This window comes from Rhizobium sp. R693, assembly GCF_002211315.1.
Taxonomy (GTDB): Bacteria; Pseudomonadota; Alphaproteobacteria; order Rhizobiales; family Rhizobiaceae; genus Rhizobium.
Map to the genome: position 1 here is coordinate 1 of NZ_LOKY01000014.1, position 20214 is coordinate 20214.

Here is a 20214-nt window from a genome sequence, read left to right on the forward strand (position 1 = left end):
AATGAAAATTGCGCTATCCTCTTTCATGGTTCGCCCTCGCTAAGCATGGGGCAAGGCTCCGGCCAATCCAGAGCAACCCCCGAATTTAGCTTACCGCGGGGGCGGGCCATGCTCACCCCGCGAACATGCGGTCTAAGACATGGGTGACAACCTCGTGCCGAACGGGTTGTCGATGGTTTGCAAGTCCTCTGCTCCAGGTCGATATATCCGAGATCATAGTGCATGAAGCTGACGAGCCAAATACCGTCGTCGACTTCCTTGATGCCGAGTTTCTGTCCGGCCAGCACGGTGGAGATATTGAACTTTTTGCGATAGATGCAGATGCGGCCGCAATTGGTCACCAGCGCATCCCGATCATGGAAGGGGTAGTCGATCACCTTCATGCTGAGCGCTTCGTGCGGCCGCTCCTGATTGAATTCGCTGACGAAAGCATCGAAGCGGGCCTGCTGCTGCAGGATGTTTTTGCCCGGGTAGTCTGGTCGCCCCTTTCTTCAGCGTCAGGTGCATGCGCTCATGCCGGCCGTTTTGTTGGGGACGGCCCGGCCTGATGCGCTCCCGTGTGATGCCGAGCCTCAATCACCACACCGACCGCTTCGACAGATTGTAGAGCTCGTTGGCGAGGCAAATGGCAAGCCGTTGTCGCTTCTTATCACAACCGGCAGGCCGCGCTCGGCAAACAGCCGGCGAAAGACGTCGAAGACGCCCTGTTCGCGCGTCCTTTCAAAGGCTTCGCAGGCGAGCAGGTAGCGTGAAGCCTGGTCGGTGACCGTCAGCGGGTCACAGTATTGACCGTTGCCGAGTTTGAACTCGCCCTTGAAGTCGGCACATCGTAGCTCGTTGGGTAGCAGGGCCTCAGACAGGGCGGTCCCCCGGCCCGGAAGCGCTGTCGTCTGCGGGCATCGGCGACCAGCCCATGCCGGTCTAGAACCGCATGCACCGTGCTTTGGGCTGGCACACGCACGTCGCCGGCAAGCTTCCTGACCAGCAGTTCGCGGATCTTGCGCGCACCCCGGTGCGGCTTGTCCTTGCTCATGCTGTCGCCCTCAAGCAGCCGGGCGACAAATCGTAGACGTTCCTCCATCACCGAAGTCTCTCTCCACGACATCAACACCTTCCGCCAAAACGGAAAGTGTTACCCACCTATCTCTCAGGTCGGGCATCGTTTTGACATGATCGCCTGACGGGGCGCTGCCTTTTTGCGCGATGGCTACCACCTCCGCGCTCGGCGCGCCGAATTTCGCGTCAACAGAATCGAAGTGAGAATCATCGTCAGTCAACGAAACTGATTCTGTAGCGATTGCGCCTGCCGCCCTGGCGGGGGCGCCTACTAGCTATGCCCCATATCTCCGACGAAAGACCGAATCCGGCGAGAAACTGGTTCCAATGTGGCACAATCCACAGCCCCAAGCCGTCGCCAGACGCCGGTAAACTCCCGCAGAATCAGGGGTTTCTTAACAAAGTATAAAGAAACGGCAGGGGCGCGTGCCGCATTTGTGACCTTTCGGCAACAGAGCATGCGGAAGGCTGTCGCAAATACCCCAAACCGGCAAGTTGGTGATTGCGTGACAGTCCCGGTCTTGTATTTTCAACTTCGGAAGCGAGGGCGGTTGATCGTCCGACTTCTTGAAACATGGGGATGGGGCAGGGAACGCTGCTCTAACGGCGAAAAACCCAGACCCGATCGAAACTTTGAATTGGAGGTCAATATGAACATCAAGAGCCTTCTTCTCGGCTCCGCTGCTGCTCTCGCAGTAGTTTCCGGTGCTCAGGCTGCCGACGCTATCGTTGCTGCTGAGCCGGAACCGGTTGAATATGTACGCGTCTGCGACGCTTACGGCACCGGCTACTTCTACATCCCGGGCACGGAAACCTGCCTGAAGATCGAAGGTTACATCCGCTTCCAGGTTGACGTTGGTCCAGACCAGTCTAACCACGGCGACCCTGGCCCTGGTGGCTTTCCGGAAGGCACGTCTGACTGGGACGCATTTACCCGCGGTCAGGTTCAGTTCACGGCTAAGAGCGACACCGAGTATGGTCCGCTCACCGGCGTGATCGTCCTGCAGGCGAACGCCGATGCTGCTAACTCTTCTTTCCAGAACACCAAGCTCGACTCGGCTTACCTCGACATCGCCGGCTTCCGCGCTGGTCTGTTCTACAGCTGGTGGGACGATGGTCTCTCGGGTGAAACCGACGTTCTCGCAAGCCACGAGACGCTGCATAACTCCATCCGTTATCAGTACGAATCTGGCGACTTCTACGCCGGTATCTCGGTTGATGAGCTGGAAGACGGCGCCTACAAGGACGGCGAAAACCCGAACAACGTCGGCGTTGCTCTCGGCCTCGGCGGCAAGGCTGGCGCCTTCACCTATCAGGTTACCGGTGGCTATGACACCGACAACGAAGAAGGCGCGATCCGTGCTATGGGTACGGTTGCAATCGGTCCCGGCACCCTCGGCCTCGCAGCTGTCTGGGCATCTGGCACGAACTCCTACTATGACCAGTCTGAATGGACCGTCGCAGCTGAGTACGCAATCCAAGCCACCGACAAGCTGAAGATCACCCCCGGTGCTCAGTGGTTCGGTAACTACATGGAAAACGAAGCTTCCAACGACTTCTCGAGCGACGACGCTTGGAAGGTTGGCCTGACGGTTGACTACCAGATCGTAGAAAACTTCTACGCCAAGGCTTCGGTCCAGTATCTCGACGGCGACAACATCGACGACGTCACGACCGGTTACTTCCGTCTGCAGCGTGCATTCTAATCTGATCTGACCTCGGTCAATCAGGAGAGCCCGGCTTTCGAGCCGGGCTCTTTTCGTTTGTGAGGAGGCATGCAGGAGCGAGCTCCTCGGCTGCGTAGCCTCTATGCCTCTGCAATGAAGCGCCGGATATGTCTGAAGATCGGCTCCAGATGAAGCAGCGGCGCGTGCCCCTGGCCAGGCGCCTCCAGTACGGCTGCTCGTGGATGTCGAGCCTTCATCCCGGCAAGCGTATCGTCCGAGAGAATATCCGAGTATTCTCCTTTGATCACCATCAGCGGCTTTCCAGCCAATTGGATATAATACTGCCAGAGATCCGGCAGCGGCTTGTCGAAATCAATCATCTGCAACTGGGCGGCGATGGCGGGATCGAAATCGGCCACCGGCCTGTCGTCGACGTCGCGATAGACCGCCGCCGCCATCTCCTGCCAGTCATGCTCGTTAAGGGCAGGGAAATACCGGCCATGACAGGCCTTGAGGAACGCGACCGCCTCCGGCCAGTCGCTTGGGGTGGCGCCGACATCAAGATAGTTGCGAATGCGCTTGAGGCCGCTGGCCTCGATCTTCGGCCCGATGTCGTTGAGGATGGCCGCGGCAATCAGATCCGGCCGCATCTCAGCCAGAAGATGGAGGATCAGCCCGCCGCGCGAGGTGCCGATGAAGATACCGCAATCGATGCCGAAATGCTGGCATGCCGAGATGACATCCCGCGTTTCGACACCGAGATTGTAGTTTGTTTTGTTGGCATCCCTATCGGAGCGGCCTCGCCCACGATAGTCGAGCGTGATGACGCGTCTTGGTGTCGCCGGGTCGGTCGACAAGAGCAGTGCCAGTTGGTGAAAGTCGCGCGAATTCCGTGTCAATCCCGGGAGGCAGATGATCGGCAGCAGGTGCATGATCTCGGGGCAGTAGTCTCGCGCATAAAGCGTCAGTCCATCATCGCTCCGGTAGGTTGCTGTCCGGAAGCCATCGTCTCTTGCCGTATCCACGCTCATCGTCCTTCCGCTTTTCGCGGATACAGATTAGCGAGGCGGGCAGTAATCGCAAATCGCGATTAGGAGGGGCGACCGCCTGTCAGGTCACGGACGATGTCGCTCGGCTGGCCGAGACGTGCCTTGTAGACTTCGTAGTTCTCCATCACCCGCTGTACATAGTTGCGCGTTTCGGGGAAGGGGATCCGCTCGATCCAGTCGACGATCGTGTCGATCGACTGGCCGCGTGGGTCGCCATAGCGGCCGATCCATTCGGGCACGCGCTTGGGACCTGCATTGTAGGCGATGAAGGTCATGATGTAGGAGCCGCCAAAGGCGTCGATCTGTTCGCCGAGATAATGCGCCCCAAGGGTTGCATTGTAGCCGGCGTCCGCCGTCAGCCGGTCCTTGGAATAGGCGATATTGTGGCGCTTGGCGACGGCCTTTGCGGTTCCCGGCAAGATTTGCAGCAGCCCTCGCGCATCAGCCGCCGAAACCGCGGCGGGATCGAAGGCGCTTTCCTGGCGGGCAATCGCGTAGGCGAGGGCCTTTCCGGAGCCCGAGATATTGGCATTCGTCGGAATCACGCCAAGCGGGAATGCCAACGCGGCAACATCGACGCCTCGCGAGTAAGCGATCTTGCCAACCTGCAGCGACAGATGGTGGTCGCCCGAGCGCTCCGCCTGCGCACTCAGGACTGCAAGTTCTCCCGGGCTTTGCAGTTGCTCGGCGAGGGCGAGATACAGGCTCTTGGCCCGCCAGCCGTGGCCGGCCGCATCGAGACGGGCAATGGCCTGTACCGCTTCCCGCGACAGGTAGCGCTCGCGGTCGGCCGTCGTCGGCGACGGGTAACTCACATTCAATGTCTTGCGGCCAAGCTTGTCGCTGGCGAGCTGGCCGTAGAAGGTCGTCGGATAGCTCGCGGCCTTGGCGTAGAGCTCGGAAGCATTTCCAGGTCCGCCGGCCTCGGCGGACCGCCCCATCCAGTACCAGGCGCGCGACACGGAAATCGGTCCATTGGAGAAATCGAGAATCTTGCGGAAATGCGTCTGCGCCGCAGCGGGATCCTGCAGACCGCGCAGCGCGTACCAGCCCGCATGGAACTCGGCCTCGACGATGTCGGTCGGTGTCGTTGCGGCATAGTTGGCAACGATCCCATAGGCGGCCTTGAATTCCCCTTGGTCGACGAGGCCGCGACTGACGATCCGTTGCTCGTTCCACCACTCGCCGGCATTGACCAATTCCTCCCGATTGCGAGGCGCCTTTTGCAGCAGCTTGGCGGCTTCCGCATACTTATCCTGTTTTCGCAGGTATTCGATCCGTGCGAAGAGGTAACCGGCATCACCTTTCCATTGGCCGTCGACCGCGGCAAGAAGCGCGCCAGCGTTGGCCGCCTTGCCTATGACGGCCGCCCAGGCCTTGTAGAGCGATTGAGCCTGACCCATGTCGCCAAAGCGCTTGGCCTGCGCCGCGCGATTGCGATACATCAGGTAATCCATTCGCGCCTTATGATCGGCCGGCGTCAGCAAGCCGGAAAACTCCGCCAGGATCTTATCTTCGGTCGGCTTGTCCAGCGTCTCACCGCGCCAGACCTTGCGAATGTACTTAGCGGCCTGGCTCTGCTTGCCTGTTGCAACGAGTGCGCGCGACAGGATCATCGCGCCGGACGTCGTCTCGGGCGCGGTCTGTCCGAAGGCGGTCAGGACGGAGCTTGGACCAGGGTTTTCGTCGTAGAGGGCGCGTTCGGAATAGGCACGCAATTTCGCGAGCCCTGGCCATCCCTGCAATTCCTGGGACGCTGCTGCGATCTCCGTGGAGGGAATGCCCTTCTGTCCGGAGACCGCTATCGCCCAGGTCAGAATATGGCGGTCAAGCGTCCCGCGCCCCATGCGGTCGCGAATGGAAAGCGCCTGCAGTGGATCATTGTCCGAAAGCGCATCAAGCCCTGACTTCAAATCGCTGTTGACGGGTGTGATGGCCTGGCTGCGCGGAATCGAACCGGTGACGATCGATTCCGGCACCGACGTTTGCGGGACGAAACCGATCGGCTTTACGTCGGGAACAGGGGCGTTCTCATTGGGAAGCGACGACGCGACGCTGCTCCACGCGGCGGCGGTAAAGCCGAGGGCCGACACGATCAGGACTGCTCTCTTCATGGGACACTCACAACGAAAACACGCCCAACCATTTGGCGGGAGCCATCTTAACGAAAGCTTACTAACGCCAGTAAACTTCGTTCAAATTTGCTATCGGAATTTGCCCTAAACCGATCCATGCGCGCTTGTCGCGGCGATTTCACCGCACTATGGTGCCCCACCAATATTCAAGGAATGCGGCCGAAGCGTGAATTTGGCCATGAGGAGTTTTGCATGTTCCAGGGATCCATTCCCGCTCTCGTCACTCCCTTTACTGATGCCGGACAAGTGGATGAAGCTTCGTTCGCGAGCCATGTCGACTGGCAGATCAAGGAAGGCAGTAGCGGTCTCGTTCCGGTCGGCACGACCGGCGAATCTCCGACGTTGTCACATGCCGAGCACAAGCGGGTGGTGGAGCTCTGCATCGAAGCGGCAGCCAAGCGGGTCCCGGTTATGGCCGGCGCCGGTTCGAACAATACGCGCGAAGCAATCGAGCTTGCTCAGCATGCCGAGAAGGCAGGGGCGGATGCGGTCCTGGTTGTCACGCCCTACTATAACAAGCCGACCCAGAAGGGTTTGATCGCGCATTTTTCGGCGATCGCCGAGGCTGTGAAGCTGCCGATTTATATTTACAATATCCCCGGCCGCTCGGTGATCGATATGACACCCGAGACGATGGGCGTGCTTGCCAAGGCACACTCCAACATCGTTGGCGTCAAGGATGCGACCGGCAAGATCGAACGCGTGTCCGAGCAGCGTCTGACCTGCGGCAAGGAGTTCAAGCAGTTGTCCGGCGAGGATGCGACCGCGCTCGGCTTCAATGCCCATGGCGGCGTCGGCTGCATCTCGGTGACGGCCAATGTGGCGCCGCGCCTTTGCGCGGAGTTCCAGGCAGCGTCGCTTGCCGGTGACTACGCGAAGGCGCTGGAATATCAGGATCGCCTGATGCCGCTACACAAGGCAATCTTCCTGGAGCCCGGCCTTTGCGGAGCAAAGTACGGCTTGGCAAAGCTGGGGCGGATGAGCCGCAATGTCCGTTCGCCGCTCGTATCGACGCTGGAGCCTACGACGGAAGCGGCGATCGATGCCGCCATGCGCCATGCCGGCTTGCTGAACTAAGGCAAGCCGCTCGACCTGCCTTCACAGGCGGCCGATGTTCCCTTACATTACAGGGTAAGAGATAAGGGCGCGACAGTCGCGCCCTCAAGCATTTGGAATGTGTCATGGCCCCCAAAGGCAGCGAGCGCGTCGTCAAGAAGATCGTTGCGGAGAACCGCAAGGCGCGCTTCAACTATGAAATCATCGATACTTACGAAGCCGGCCTCGTGCTCAAGGGCACCGAGGTCAAGTCGCTGCGCGAGGGGAAGGCCAATATCGCGGAATCCTATGCCTCGGATGAGGACGGCGAGATCTGGCTTATCAATTCCTACTTGCCCGAATATCTGCAGGCAAACCGCTTCAACCACGAGCCGCGCCGGCGCCGGAAGCTCCTCCTTTCCGGCCGCGAGATCAATCGCCTGAGGGCGGGGATCAATCGCGAAGGCATGACTTTGGTCCCGTTGAAGATCTATTTCAACGATCGCGGCCGCGCAAAGATGGAGTTGGCACTCGCCAAGGGTAAGAAGCTGCACGACAAGCGCGAGTCCGAGAAGGAACGCGATTGGAACAGGCAGAAGAGCCGTCTTCTCAAGGATAATGGCTAGCTATAGCTAGAGTCCGGACCGGTATTTCCACCCGTATATGACGGTGCTGGATTATTTCGCTTAAGCGTCCAGATCGGTTGGCGTCGCGGTTTCGGTCGGCCGCGGTGGCCGCTCTGAGGGATCGCGCCCGATCTCGCTCTTCAAGGAGAGAAGGTCTATGAAATGATCGGCCTGGCGACGCAGGTCGTCGGCAATCATCGGCGGTTGTGTTGCCATCGTTGAGATGACCGAAACCTTTCGGCCCTTGCGCTGCAGTGCCTCGACGAGTGTCGTGAAATCTCCGTCGCCGGAGAAGATGACGAGATGATCGACGGTTTCCGATTGCTCCATGGCATCGATCGCAAGCTCGATGTCCATGTTGCCCTTGATCTTTCGGCGGCCCATCGAATCCGTGAATTCCTTCGCCGGCTTTGTGACGACCTTGTAGCCGTTGTAGTCCAGCCAATCGATCAGGGGGCGAATGGAGGAGTACTCCTGATCCTCGATCAGCGCCGTGTAGTAGTAGGCGCGCAAGAGATAGCCGCGTTTCTGGAATGCCTTCAACAGCTTGCGGTAGTCGATATCGAAACCAAGGCTTTTGGACGCAGCGTAGAGATTGGCGCCATCGATAAAAAGAGCAATTTTTTCGCGTGGATCAAACATCGCGTACCAATCCAATGTGAGCAATCTTGGTGCTTCCGTCAAAATCCAAGGAAACAATGGGTTATGCGGCCGCTTGGAACAATTCTTACTTTATGAACTATTCATATAAGAGAGATTTAGGGCACGATTCGGGATATTCCAAGCAACTTTTGGTGGAAACCCGTTTTCGGTTTCAAAATTCACCGCGTTGCCCGTTGGGGCTTCGCGCAATGAAAACTTGAATTTGTCCGGTTTTAATTGTATCGGGCGTGTTAATCCCGAGATCACGACCGCAAAGGACAGGCAATGGCCCGTGTCACCGTAGAAGACTGCATTGATAAAGTTGAGAACCGCTTCGAGCTGGTTCTGCTTGCCAGCCACCGTGCTCGGCTGATTTCCCAGGGCGCGTCGATCACCATCGATCGTGACAACGATAAGAACCCGGTTGTGGCGCTTCGCGAGATTGCCGATGAGATGCTGTCTCCGGACGATCTAAAGGAAGACCTGATCCACTCGCTGCAGAAGCACGTCGAAGTCGACGAGCCCGAGCCCGATGCGGCGAGCCTCATCGCAGCCGGCGGCGTCGCTGCAGCCGACAGCGAAGAGCAGGACGATCTGCCGGAAACGATCACCTTCGACCAGATGTCGGAAGAAGAGCTTCTGGCCGGGATCGAAGGCCTCGTACCGCCGGAAAAGAGCGACGATTACTAATCGTCAACCTTGCACCATTATAGCTTCGGCATATTATCGCATATCATGTGCGCCAATCCGTGATTGGCGCGCTTTTCGTTTGTAATGGAGTGGTTTCGGGATGATGCGGCAGTACGAGCTCGTGGAGCGGGTTCAGAAATATAAGCCCGACGCCAACGAAGCCCTGCTGAACAAAGCCTACGTCTATGCAATGCAAAAGCATGGACAACAGAAGCGTGCCAGCGGCGATCCCTACATCTCGCATCCGTTGGAAGTCGCCGCCATCCTCACCGACATGCATCTCGACGAGTCGACGATCGCGGTCGCGCTGCTTCACGATACCATTGAGGATACGACTGCCACCCGCGCCGAAATCGATGAGCTCTTCGGCGAGGATATCGGTCGGCTGGTCGAAGGGCTGACTAAGATCAAGAAGCTCGACCTCGTCACCAAGAAAGCCAAACAGGCCGAAAACCTGCGCAAGCTGCTGCTCGCCATTTCCGACGATGTGCGCGTGCTGCTGGTCAAGCTCGCTGACCGCCTGCACAACATGCGCACGCTGGATCACATGTCGCCGGAAAAGCGGGCGCGTATTTCCGAGGAGACCATGGATATCTATGCGCCGCTGGCTGGCCGCATGGGTATGCAGGATATGCGCGAGGAGCTGGAAGACCTCTCGTTCCGCCACATCAATCCCGAAGCCTACGAAACGGTAACCGGGCGGCTCGAGGAACTGTCGAAGCGCAACGAAGGGCTCGTCAAGAAGATCGAGACTGAGTTGGGTGATCTGCTCGTTGCGAACGGGCTGACCGGCGCCATCGTCAAGGGGCGCCAGAAGAAGCCCTATTCCGTGTTCCGCAAGATGCAGTCGAAGTCGCTGTCGTTCGAGCAGCTTTCGGACGTCTACGGCTTCCGCATTCTCGTCGATGATATTCCGGCCTGTTATTGGGCGCTTGGTATCGTCCACACCCGCTGGCGCGTGGTCCCCGGACGCTTCAAGGACTATATCTCGACGCCGAAGCAGAACGACTACCGTTCGCTGCACACCACGATCGTCGGCCCCTCCCGCCAGCGTATCGAGCTGCAGATCCGCACCAAGCGCATGCACGAGATCGCGGAATTCGGTATCGCCGCGCACACGCTCTACAAGGATGGCGCTTCGACGTCAGACAACGATATCCTTTCGCGTGAATCCAATGCCTATTCCTGGCTGAGGCACACGATTGAGGCGCTTGCAGAAGGGGATAGTCCCGAGGAATTCCTTGAGCACACGAAGCTTGAGCTCTTCCAGGACCAGGTCTTCTGCTTCACGCCGAAGGGCAAACTGATTGCGCTTCCGCGTGGCGCAACGCCGATCGACTTCGCCTATGCCGTTCACACCAACATCGGCGACACGACCGTCGGTGCCAAGATCAACGGCCGTATCATGCCTCTCGTGACCCGCCTGGCAAATGGCGACGAGGTGGAGATCATTCGCTCGGGCGTGCAGGTGCCACCCGCAGCCTGGGAAGAGATCGTCGTGACAGGCAAGGCGAGGGCAGCGATCCGACGCGCCACGCGATTGGCGATCCGGAAGCAGTATGCTGGCCTCGGTCATCGCATTCTGGAGCGCACCTTCGAGCGAGCCGGCAAGATTTTCTCACGCGAAGCCATGAAGCCCGCGCTCCATCGCCTTGGCCAGAAGGATGTCGAAGATGCCATCGCTGCTGTCGGTCGTGGTGAAATGTCGTCGCTCGACGTATTGCGCGCCGTCTATCCGGATCATCTGGAAGAACGCGTGACGGCCAAGCCCAGCGGCGACGATGGTTGGTTTAACGTTCGCAGTGCGTCCGGCATGATCTTCAAGATTCCCGGTAAGCCGAAGTCGGGCATTGATGGCACAGACCTCAAGACCGATCTCGACATGGATACGATGCCGATCCGTGGCATTTCGAGCAATGTCGATGTGCAGTTTGCGCCGACAGGCGCCGTACCGGGCGACCGTATCGTCGGGATAATGAACTCTACGGAGAAGGGTAACGCGATTACGATCTATCCGATCCAGTCGCCGACGCTGCAGCGTTTCGATGATCAGCCTGACCGCTGGATCGATGTTCGCTGGGATCTCGATGAGGCCAACAAGTCGCGCTTCCTGGCGCGGATCATGGTCAATGCTTTGAACGAGCCAGGTACATTGGCGAAGCTCGCCCAGACTGTTGCCGGCGTTGACGTCAATATTCGCGTGTTCAACACGGTGCGCGTTGCAACCGACTTCACCGAAATGACGCTCGATGTCGAGGTTTGGGATCTCCGGCAGCTGAATCAGCTGCTTGCCCAGCTGAAGGATCTGGAGTGCGTTGCGACGGTTCGCCGGCTTTACGAGTAAGCCGGCGAAGCCGATCGGCGGGCTATCTGCACATTTTGTGATCGCTTCGAGACCTAAATCGCACTGATATGAGGCTAGATATGCGCACGGCGCATGGCTGCGCCTACCTTAGAGCGTTGGTAATTGTTCCTGCGAGCGCCTATCTTCCAGTCATCAGGAAATGAACAGAAGATGAGGTAAAGAAATGTTTACACCTATCAAGAAGATCGCTCGCGCACTGCGCGCTCCGACTGCCGAAGAACGCGAAATCGCTTACCTGAACGGCTCGTTTGACCGTATCGATCTTGAATATCGTCAGCGTCAGGTTGATCGCGGCCTTTTCCGCGCCCGTTAACATCGGGACTATACTTGAAGGATGAGAGGGGCGTATTGCATATCGCGGCCCCTGGTGAATGCTCAGTCTGCAGTGATCAAATAATGACTGAGATGGTTTGACGCTCTTGTCACGCTAGTGCGGGTTGCACTACATACGCGGCATGTTGTTCCGACGTCGAAAACCTGCTGGATTTCGTGAAAAGCTGCGTGAGTTGTTGTGGCCTCGCAAGGGATTCTTGCGGCCGCTCCGCTACCTCACGATGCGTGTTCTACGCCTGACGGCGTCTCCGCATGCCGTCGCCATGGGTGTTGCCGCCGGGATTTTCGTGTCGTGGACGCCTTTTATCGGCGTTCATTTCATCATGGCCTTCGTGCTCAGCTATCTCTTCTCTGGCAATATGGTCGCCGCCGCGCTTGGCTGCGCGGCTTTCGGTAATCCGTTGACCTATCCGTTCATCTGGGGCGCGACTTGGGAGATCGGCCACCTGCTTCTTGCGCGTCAGGATACGATGCAGGGGCAATCGATCGATCTTGGCGCTCTGTTTCATGAGCTGCATTTCAGCGAGCTCTGGCGACCCGTGCTTGAGCCGATGCTTGTCGGCTCCATCCCACCCGCACTTTTGACCTCCGTCATTGTCTATTTCGCGACCTTCTACACGGTGAGAGGTTTCCAGGCGCGCCGCCGCGAACGCCTGATGGCGCGTGCCCGAGTGCGGCTGTCACATCCAGCGCAGGAAACCGTATGATTATCGGCATCGGCAGCGATCTCATCGATATCAGGCGGGTGGAAAAATCCCTCGAACGCTTCGGCGAGCGTTTTACCAATCGCTGCTTCACCGAGATCGAGCGGGCAAAATCCGATCGGCGTGCCAATCGCGCCGCGTCCTATGCCAAGCGCTTTGCCGCCAAGGAAGCCTGTTCCAAGGCTCTTGGAACAGGCATGGCGCAAGGGGTGTTCTGGAAAGATCTGGGCGTCGTGAACCTGCCGAGTGGCAAGCCGACGATGAAGCTGACAGGCGGGGCGGCCGAGATGCTGCAGTGGCTGCTGCCAGCTGGCCACAAGGCTGCCATTCATTTGACGATAACGGATGATTATCCCTTGGCGCAGGCTTTCGTCATTATTGAAGCGCTGCCGGAAAATGCCCGATCAGCGACGTAGAGTCGCTTTTAATGTTGGCGCCATTGCCGCAATCGGCCGAAGCCGCTAGAGAGAAGCAAACAAGAGTTGCGCCCTTGGGGTGCATTGAAGGAATAAGACTGCGTGTCCGAAAAAGTCGAAACCAAGCCGAACGCCCTCTGGGAAAACATCAAGGTCATCGCCCAGGCGCTGATCTTGGCGATGGTTATCCGAACGGTGTTTTTTCAGCCGTTCACCATTCCGTCCGGCTCCATGATGCCGACACTTCTTGTTGGCGACTACATATTCGTCAACAAGTTCGCCTACGGCTATTCCAAATATTCGCTGCCTTTCTCGCCGAACCTTTTCAGCGGTCGCATCTTTGCGAGCGAGCCGAAGCGCGGCGACATTGTTGTTTTCCGGTTCCCGCCGAACCCGGACGTTGACTACATCAAGCGTCTGGTCGGGCTTCCCGGCGATCACATTCAGGTCAAGGAAGGCGTTCTTTATGTGAACGGCAAGCCGGTTCCGAAGGTGCCGGATGGCACGTTCAATTCCGACTACGCGCAGGACCCGGGCCAGGACGTACCAGTGTTCCGCGAGACGCTGGATAACGGTGTCAGCTACGATACGCTGGATCAGTCCCCGGTTTCGCGTGGCGACAACACCCGCGAATTCATCGTTCCCGAAGGTCACTACTTCATGATGGGCGATAATCGCGACAATTCGCTCGACAGCCGCTTCGATGTCGGATTCGTGCCGGCTGAGAACCTGGTCGGTCGCGCCAGCGTTATCTTCTTCTCGCTCGGCAACGACACCTCGTTCCGCGAGGTCTGGAAGTGGCCGACGAACATGCGTTGGGATCGTCTTTTCAAGGGCGTTGAATGAGCAAGGCGCAGACGCTCTCGGCGGCGGATCGGACACGGCTTGAAGCCCTGATCGGTCATGCGTTCGCCGAGAAAGAGCGGCTGGACCGGGCCTTGACGCATGCGAGTGCTCGCACGCAAAAAGGCGGCAACTACGAGCGGCTGGAATTTCTTGGCGACAGGGTACTTGGCCTCTGCGTCGCCGAACTGCTCTTCCGCACGTTCGGCGCGGCGACCGAGGGTGAACTTTCGGTGCGGCTCAACCAGCTTGTTAGTGCCGATACTTGCGCGGAAGTCGCCGATGAACTCGGTTTGCATCTCTTCATTCGCACGGGTGCCGACGTCAAGAAGCTGACTGGCAAGCGCATGATGAACGTGCGAGCCGACGTGGTCGAAAGCCTTATCGCTGCGATCTACCTCGATGGAGGCCTTGAGGTTGCTCGACGTTTCATTCTGAAATTCTGGGAGAAGCGGGCAGCACGCGCCGACGGGGCGCGGCGGGACGCGAAGACCGAGTTGCAGGAATGGTCGCACGCCAAATTCGGCATCACGCCGATCTATCGGGTTGAAGAACGCACTGGACCGGATCATGATCCGCGCTTCACGGTAACGGTTGAGGTCGCCGGTGTTAAGCCTGAAACGGGCATTGAACGCTCAAAGCGGGCTGCAGAGCAGGTCGCAGCCACTCGGATGCTGGAACGCGAAGGCATTTGGCAGAAATCGTCTGCCGGAAACTGACGGGATAAATGACGGAAGAACACGATATGGCGGATGACGCCGCTGAAACTGCGGGTGCGACTCGATCGGGCTTCGTCGCGCTGATCGGGCCGACCAACGCGGGAAAGTCGACGCTGGTCAATCGCCTGGTCGGCGCCAAGGTCTCGATTGTCAGCCACAAGGTGCAGACAACGCGCGCCATCGTGCGCGGCATTGCGATCCATAACAATGCGCAGGTTGTGTTCATGGATACACCTGGGATCTTCAAGCCGCGTCGGCGGCTCGACCGCGCAATGGTCACATCCGCCTGGGGCGGCGCAAAGGATGCGGACCTGATCATGTTGCTGATCGACAGTGAACGCGGCCTTCGGGGGGATGCGGAAGCTATTCTTGAGGGTCTCAAGGAGGTGCATCAGCCAAAGATTCTCGTCTTGAATAAGATCGACCGGGTCAAGCGCGAAGACCTCCTGGCACTCGCTGCGGCTGCCAACGAGAAGATTGCCTTCACGCATACCTTCATGATCTCGGCCGAGAATGGTTCCGGCTGTGGGGACGTCATGGATTTTCTGGCAAAGACGCTGCCCGAGGGACCCTGGTACTATCCCGAAGACCAGATTTCTGATCTTCCGATGCGCCAGCTTGCGGCGGAGATTACCCGCGAGAAGCTGTTTCTGCGCCTGCATCAAGAGCTTCCCTATTCGTCGCATGTCGAGACGGAGAAGTGGGAAGAACGCAAGGACGGCTCGGTCCGGATCGAGCAGGTGATCTACGTCGAGCGCGACAGCCAGAAGAAGATCGCGCTCGGCAAGGGTGGCGAAACGATCAAGGCGATTTCCTCGGCGTCCCGACGGGAGCTTGTCGAAATCCTTGAACAGCCCGTCCATCTTTTCCTGTTCGTGAAGGTTCGCGAAAACTGGGGCGATGACCCCGAGCGCTTCCGCGAAATGGGGCTGGATTTCCCAAAGTAAAGCCGAAGGCGGCTACAGCATTGTTTCTATAGCAAAAAATAGCCACCGCGCGGGAACAACGCACGGGGTTCGGGAGTTCTTACGGGAAGCGCGGGCCAATTCCGGCGGCGCGCTTTCTTTGAGCACAAGGGCTTGTATGGCGACCCCGCGACCCACTCACTCGTTCAAAACGCCATGCGAGCGCTGTCCGTTGCGTGCCATCGCCGCGTTCAGAGAGTTCAGCGGCGATGAACTTGAGTTCGTTGCGAAGTTCAAAAGTGGCGAACTGGCCGCGGACGCAGGCGCCACGATCCTCGTCGAGGGCGCACACAGTGCGCACTTGTTCACCGTCCTCTCCGGCTGGGGCTTTCGCTACAAGACATTGGAGGACGGCCGCCGGCAAATTCTGAACTACGTGATGCCGGGCGATCTGATCGGTCTGCAGGGAACGATCATGGGGGAAATGCAGCATTCCGTCGAAGCGTTGTCGCCTGTGTCGCTTTGCGTCTTCGAGCGCAATAAGCTCATGACCCTTTACAACAAGCATTCGTCCTTAGCCTTCGACATAACCTGGATTGCTGCCCAGGAGGAGCGCATCCTTGACGAACACCTGTTGAGCATTGGCCGCCGGACCGCGCTCGAGCGTGCCGCGTATCTCATCGCCTTTCTGTTCGAACGTGGTCGGCAACTCAAACTCTTCACTAGCCATGCATCTATCCCGATCACGCAGCAACACGTTGCAGACACATTGGGGCTTTCGATCGTGCACACCAACAAAACATTGAAAAAGCTTGCGAACCGCAATCTCCTCCGCTGGCAAGAGCGGACCTGCGAGGTGCTTGATGGCGACGGCCTCAAGGCCGCTGCCGGCTGGGAGGGCCTCGGAGAGAAGGTCCGTCCGTTCATATGAGACGCGCGAGCGCCATGTCTTATTTAAATGCATCCGAGGCGACGTGGCCCTAAGGTCATCCTGCTATCTTTTTCCTGCTGTGCTTTTTATCGACCCGAAACGAAAAAGCGGCTATGCAAGCTGAGCGCTAAAAAGCCGTCGGCCAATGAGGCATGGGGCGTCAGAGGTGGAAATCCGGGAAATACAGGAGCCGAGCGTCTTGGTTGACACTCAGCGAGGGGCGTGTTGGGTATGAAGGCAAACCGTGTTCTGGTCCTTGAGGACAGTTTGATCATCGCGATGGAGGCCGAGGATATTCTTCGCCAGGTGGGCGTGGAAACGATCGGCATCGCCAGTAGCCTCGAGCAGGCGATGGAGGCGACCAAGAGCGAAATCTTCGATTTCGCCCTGCTGGACGTCAATCTCGGCGAAGTCATGAGCTTCGATTTCGCCCGTCATTTGGCGAGCATCCGCATGCCATTCGGGTTTGTCAGCGGCTATTCCGACACCAGGGACTTTCCCGAAGACCTTCAGAATGTGCCACTGCTCGTCAAACCGTTTGGCGAATCGGCAATGCGCGACTTCCTAGAGAAGCTATTCCCGGCGCGCGCCTGAACGCCTTTTCATGACAGAGCGTCGGCGTTGCGGTAGGATCGAATCGTAGAGTAAAGAGTTCGCTTCCGATGCAGTGGCACGACCGGGCAATCATCTTGGGCGTCAAGCGCCATGGCGAGACCAGCGTCATCGCCGAGGTGATGACGCAGGAGCGTGGCCGCCATCTCGGCATGGTCCGCTCCGGCCGGTCCCGAACCATGCAGCCTGTCCTTCAGCCCGGCAATGAGGTCGAGGTCACATGGCGAGCGCGTCTCGACGAGCATCTTGGCGAATTTCGTATCGAGCCACTGACGCTACGCGCCGCTCGCCTGATGGAAACCGCGACTGCCGTCTATGGCGTACAGGCCATGGGTGCGTTGCTGCGGTTGCTGCCAGAACGCGATCCGCATCCGCATCTCTTCGAGGCGCTTGAGGTCATTCTAGACAATCTCCACAACCCGGCGGATGCGGGCGAGCTTTTTGTCCGCTTCGAGCTCGCGGTTCTGAACGACCTCGGTTTTGGCCTCGATTTGACCGAGTGTGTGGCGACGGGCGTTCGTTCCGATCTTGCTTATGTGTCACCAAAGTCGGGGAGGGCCGTCAGCCGGACTGCAGGTGCTCCCTGGGCGGACAAGATGCTGCTCCTACCACCATTTCTGAACAGTGAGGCAAACCGCGCAGCGGATATCGAAAGCCTCAATGCCGCGTTCCGACTGACAGCATTCTTCCTTCATCGCCATGTCTATGAGCCGCGTGGAGTGGAAGCAGCGGCCGCGCGCGAGGGCTTTGTTCAGGCGGCGCTGAAAGCACTGAAGGCAGCGGCCGCGCAGGACGAGCTGTCGGTCTGACCGACCGTTTATCATTGGTGAAAAATATCATGCAGCGCAGGCGCTTTACGCGCCTCGCTCGTCTGCCTATTTCGATCGCATGCAGCCCCAGCGATCGGAGGAGTAGACGATGCTGACGAAGCCTGATGTGATGACGACGATAAAGCTTTGGAATGATTATGAAATACCCCGGTTGGGCATGGGCTGCTGGGCAATCGGTGGCCCCTTCTATGCCGGCGATACACCGCTCGGGTGGGGCGAGGTCGATGACGACGAGTCCATCGCAGCTATTCATCGTGCAATCGAACTCGGTATCTGTTTCTTTGATACGGCCTCGAATTATGGGGCCGGACATTCAGAGGAAGTGCTCGGCCGCGCGATCGGCAACCGGAGCGAAATTGTCGTCGCGACCAAGTTCGGCTTTGCCACCGATCCCGAGACAAAACAGGCAACCGGCGCCTTCGCTGATCCGGCCTTTATTCGCCGCTCGGCTGAGACGTCGCTACGTAGGCTGAAGCGGGATCGCCTAGATCTGCTCCAATTCCATTTGAACGACTTTCCGCTCGCGCAGTCGGACGAGGTCTTCGAAATCCTGGAGAATTTGCGCAGCGAGGGCAAGGTCGACGCCTTCGGGTGGAGCACGGATTATCCCGATCGTGCGGCGCGACATGCCGACCGCGCCGGTTTCGTTTCCGTCCAGCACACGATGAATGTCTTCGAGCCTGTGCCGGACATGATCTCGGTGATCGAACGGCATGGACTGATCTCGATCAACCGTGGGCCGCTCGCGATGGGATTGCTCAGCGGAAAGTTCCGTGCCGACACCAAAGTCGGTGACAAGGATGTTCGCGGTGCGAGCCTCGACTGGATGGTCTATTTCAAGGACGGCCGGATCGCACCCGAATTTGCGGCGCGATTGGAGGCGGTTCGCGAGCTGCTGAAGTCTGACGGTCGAACTCTCACGCAAGGTGCCCTGGCATGGCTCTGGGCGCGCGCTCCTCGAACCCTGCCGATCCCGGGTTTCCGCACCGTTGCCCAGGTTGAAGAAAACGCCGGCGCGATGGCCAAGGGCCCGCTATCGCCGACGGTGATGGGTGAGATCGATGAGGCGCTTACGCTCCCCGCCTAGGCGTCGTTTCGGATCTTGAAAGCCCAGCCTTCGGGCCTCTCCTCGATGACCTTGACCGGATCCCCGACAGCAATCCGACCGGTCCCGCGAGGGGTGACATTCCAGCCGAAGAGCGGACCGGGTACCCGCCGGTCCGCAGACATCCGAATGCGCCCCATGGCCGGCATCGGATTGGGAACGTCCCGGGATCCGCTTGATTGGTCCTGCGTCGTCATGATGCAGCGTGAGCAGGGCTTGACGAGATCGAAACGAATTCCGCCGATCTCGATGGCGGCCCAGCGGTCCTCCGCCCAGCTTTCCTCGGTGTCGACGACGATGTTCGGCCTGAACCGCTCCATGCCAACGCGACCTTCGCCGTGCGCCTCGAGATCGGCGTTCAATGCTTGTAACGAGCCCGTCGTCGTGACCAGTATTTGATAACCGTCGGTAAATGTAACGGGCGCGCCTTCGCCGGCCCATTCCGTGCTGGCGGAGCGCTCTGCCTGCTGATCGAACAAAACCAGCTTTAAGTCGCGCCCTAGCCAAGTTGAGAGCGCATCGTTGGTCGTATCGTCAGCGACCGCGGCATTGACGAGGGATTTCCAGATCGAGACGTCCATCCGGGTTGTAGCCGCTGGAATGTGTGCCGTCATTTGCCAATCGCCCATGGTGAAATGGAAGGCCGACGATCCGACTTGCACGGCGATACGAGCGAGGTCGGGCAATTCGCGCTGCGTGATGAAGTGTCCGTCGCGATCTGTGATCATCGCCCGCCGGTCGCCGAGCAACCCAAATGCGTCGATCTCCGACGATTGCAGCGCGATACCCCGAGCGCTCTTGAGCGGATAGATGAAAAGGTCGGTAATGCGCATTAAGTGCTCCTAGATTTCGTCCATGAACGCCGCGAGGAATTCGCGTAGTCGTTGGTCGCGTGTCGCCGCAAGCGCGCGCCCGGCTTTTGTCTGAAAGCCATCAGCAAGTTTGAAAAGCTTGGTCTGGAAGTGGTCGATCACATATCGCTTGTCGTCAAGCTCGCGGTCGCTGCCGGCCGGATCGAACGGATCATAGAGCGCTGAAGACATTCGACCGCCGATATAGAAGCACCGGCCCGCGCCGACCATGCCTATTGCATCCAACCGGTCGGCATCCTGCAATATCTTGGCTTCCAGGCTCTCCGGCGTGATGTTTGCGGAGAAGCTATGCGCGATAATGGCATGTGCGACCGCTGCGATATCCTCATGATCCCAGCCAAGCTCGGCGAGTATGGCCGATGCCTTCTCTGCCGCCAGCGCTGACGCTTGCGACCGCATGGGGGAGTTCTTCTCCACGGCAACGCAGTCGTGCAGCAGGACGGCAGCAGCCAGGATCCTTGCATCACCACCCTCAAGTGCCTGGATTCGCATCGCGTTCTTGAAGACACGCAAGATATGCGCGATGTCATGCGAGCCGTCGTCGCTCTCCGACGAATGCGGCCCGAGCTGAATGGCTAGGTTTTCATAAGGAGCGAAAGCTCTCGCCTGGAACATCGGATCACCCCGTTGGAAAGATGCCTCTTCCATAAACGCGGGAACCACGAGTCGCAACGAGCAC

General features: G+C 58.7%; 20 protein-coding genes and 1 pseudogene. 15 read left to right on the plus strand and 6 right to left on the minus strand.

What is annotated here, in order from left to right; all coding sequences use genetic code 11:
- Positions 1 to 132 precede the first annotated feature (132 nt).
- A pseudogene (locus tag ATY79_RS14900) lies at positions 133 to 1105 on the minus strand (integrase core domain-containing protein).
- Positions 1106 to 1706: 601 nt separating this feature from the next.
- Here ATY79_RS14900 and ATY79_RS14905 point away from each other — a divergent pair.
- Positions 1707 to 2762: a porin gene (locus tag ATY79_RS14905; RefSeq protein WP_088704235.1), complete on the plus strand. Its 1056-nt coding sequence runs from the start codon at positions 1707 to 1709 to the stop codon at positions 2760 to 2762.
- A gap of 101 nt (positions 2763 to 2863) precedes the next feature.
- Here the strand turns inward: ATY79_RS14905 and ATY79_RS14910 are convergent, their stop codons facing one another.
- Positions 2864 to 3754 carry an alpha/beta fold hydrolase gene (locus ATY79_RS14910; protein WP_088704236.1) on the minus strand — a complete coding sequence of 297 codons (891 nt, stop codon included), beginning with the start codon at positions 3752 to 3754 and terminating at the stop codon, positions 2864 to 2866.
- Positions 3755 to 3813: 59 nt separating this feature from the next.
- Entirely contained in the window at positions 3814 to 5886 is a 2073-nt protein-coding gene (locus tag ATY79_RS14915) for a lytic transglycosylase domain-containing protein (RefSeq protein ID WP_088704237.1), read from the minus strand.
- Positions 5887 to 6099: 213 nt separating this feature from the next.
- On the opposite strand from ATY79_RS14915, the gene dapA reads away from it, so the two are divergent.
- Positions 6100 to 6984 carry a 4-hydroxy-tetrahydrodipicolinate synthase gene (gene dapA / locus ATY79_RS14920; RefSeq protein ID WP_088704238.1) on the plus strand — a complete coding sequence of 295 codons (885 nt, stop codon included), beginning with the start codon at positions 6100 to 6102 and terminating at the stop codon, positions 6982 to 6984.
- A 104-nt stretch (positions 6985 to 7088) separates the two neighbouring features.
- Positions 7089 to 7568 carry an SsrA-binding protein SmpB gene (gene smpB, locus ATY79_RS14925; protein WP_088694132.1) on the plus strand — a complete coding sequence of 160 codons (480 nt, stop codon included), beginning with the start codon at positions 7089 to 7091 and terminating at the stop codon, positions 7566 to 7568.
- A gap of 60 nt (positions 7569 to 7628) precedes the next feature.
- Here smpB and ATY79_RS14930 read toward each other — a convergent pair whose 3' ends face one another.
- Positions 7629 to 8210, minus strand: a complete 582-nt coding sequence (locus ATY79_RS14930) for an NYN domain-containing protein (protein WP_088694133.1) — start codon at positions 8208 to 8210, stop codon at positions 7629 to 7631.
- A 285-nt stretch (positions 8211 to 8495) separates the two neighbouring features.
- Between ATY79_RS14930 and rpoZ the strand changes: the two genes are divergently transcribed.
- The 12 genes from rpoZ to ATY79_RS14990 all read left to right on the plus strand — a co-directional run bounded on the left by rpoZ (position 8496) and on the right by ATY79_RS14990 (position 18645).
- On the plus strand, positions 8496 to 8900 hold the full coding sequence (gene rpoZ / locus ATY79_RS14935; RefSeq protein WP_088694134.1) for a DNA-directed RNA polymerase subunit omega: 405 nt from the start codon (positions 8496 to 8498) through the stop codon (positions 8898 to 8900).
- A 100-nt stretch (positions 8901 to 9000) separates the two neighbouring features.
- A complete protein-coding gene (locus ATY79_RS14940; protein ID WP_088694135.1) occupies positions 9001 to 11244 on the plus strand; it encodes a bifunctional (p)ppGpp synthetase/guanosine-3',5'-bis(diphosphate) 3'-pyrophosphohydrolase in 2244 nt (747 codons plus the stop codon).
- Between the two features lie 184 nt (positions 11245 to 11428).
- The gene (locus ATY79_RS14945) at positions 11429 to 11578 is read left to right on the plus strand and encodes a DUF3563 family protein (protein WP_081930954.1); all 150 of its coding nucleotides are present in this window, start codon (positions 11429 to 11431) and stop codon (positions 11576 to 11578) included.
- A gap of 142 nt (positions 11579 to 11720) precedes the next feature.
- The gene (locus tag ATY79_RS14950; RefSeq protein ID WP_088694146.1) at positions 11721 to 12305 is read left to right on the plus strand and encodes a DUF2062 domain-containing protein; all 585 of its coding nucleotides are present in this window, start codon (positions 11721 to 11723) and stop codon (positions 12303 to 12305) included.
- Positions 12302 to 12718, plus strand: a complete 417-nt coding sequence (acpS, locus tag ATY79_RS14955; protein WP_088694136.1) for a holo-ACP synthase — start codon at positions 12302 to 12304, stop codon at positions 12716 to 12718. The genes ATY79_RS14950 and acpS overlap by 4 nt, the downstream gene beginning before the upstream one ends.
- A 102-nt stretch (positions 12719 to 12820) precedes the next feature.
- The gene (gene lepB / locus ATY79_RS14960; protein WP_088694137.1) at positions 12821 to 13564 is read left to right on the plus strand and encodes a signal peptidase I; all 744 of its coding nucleotides are present in this window, start codon (positions 12821 to 12823) and stop codon (positions 13562 to 13564) included.
- Positions 13561 to 14280, plus strand: a complete 720-nt coding sequence (rnc, locus tag ATY79_RS14965; RefSeq protein WP_088694138.1) for a ribonuclease III — start codon at positions 13561 to 13563, stop codon at positions 14278 to 14280. The genes lepB and rnc overlap by 4 nt, the downstream gene beginning before the upstream one ends.
- Positions 14281 to 14288: 8 nt before the next feature.
- Positions 14289 to 15227, plus strand: coding sequence for a GTPase Era (gene era, locus ATY79_RS14970; protein ID WP_088694139.1), 939 nt, complete (start codon positions 14289 to 14291; stop codon positions 15225 to 15227).
- Positions 15228 to 15363: 136 nt separating this feature from the next.
- A complete protein-coding gene (locus ATY79_RS14975; RefSeq protein WP_088694140.1) occupies positions 15364 to 16116 on the plus strand; it encodes a Crp/Fnr family transcriptional regulator in 753 nt (250 codons plus the stop codon).
- A 231-nt stretch (positions 16117 to 16347) separates the two neighbouring features.
- Positions 16348 to 16710 carry a response regulator gene (locus ATY79_RS14980; RefSeq protein ID WP_088694141.1) on the plus strand — a complete coding sequence of 121 codons (363 nt, stop codon included), beginning with the start codon at positions 16348 to 16350 and terminating at the stop codon, positions 16708 to 16710.
- Between the two features lie 68 nt (positions 16711 to 16778).
- Entirely contained in the window at positions 16779 to 17537 is a 759-nt protein-coding gene (gene recO / locus ATY79_RS14985; RefSeq protein ID WP_088694142.1) for a DNA repair protein RecO, read from the plus strand.
- Positions 17538 to 17646: 109 nt separating this feature from the next.
- Positions 17647 to 18645 (plus strand): aldo/keto reductase, encoded by a 999-nt coding sequence (locus ATY79_RS14990; protein WP_088694143.1) that lies wholly within the window; start codon positions 17647 to 17649, stop codon positions 18643 to 18645.
- On the opposite strand, the gene ATY79_RS14995 is transcribed toward ATY79_RS14990, so the two are convergent.
- Positions 18642 to 19496: an MOSC domain-containing protein gene (locus ATY79_RS14995; RefSeq protein ID WP_088694144.1), complete on the minus strand. Its 855-nt coding sequence runs from the start codon at positions 19494 to 19496 to the stop codon at positions 18642 to 18644. The genes ATY79_RS14990 and ATY79_RS14995 overlap by 4 nt on opposite strands.
- Positions 19497 to 19505: 9 nt before the next feature.
- Positions 19506 to 20150, minus strand: coding sequence for an HD domain-containing protein (locus tag ATY79_RS15000; RefSeq protein WP_088694145.1), 645 nt, complete (start codon positions 20148 to 20150; stop codon positions 19506 to 19508).
- Positions 20151 to 20214 lie beyond the last annotated feature (64 nt).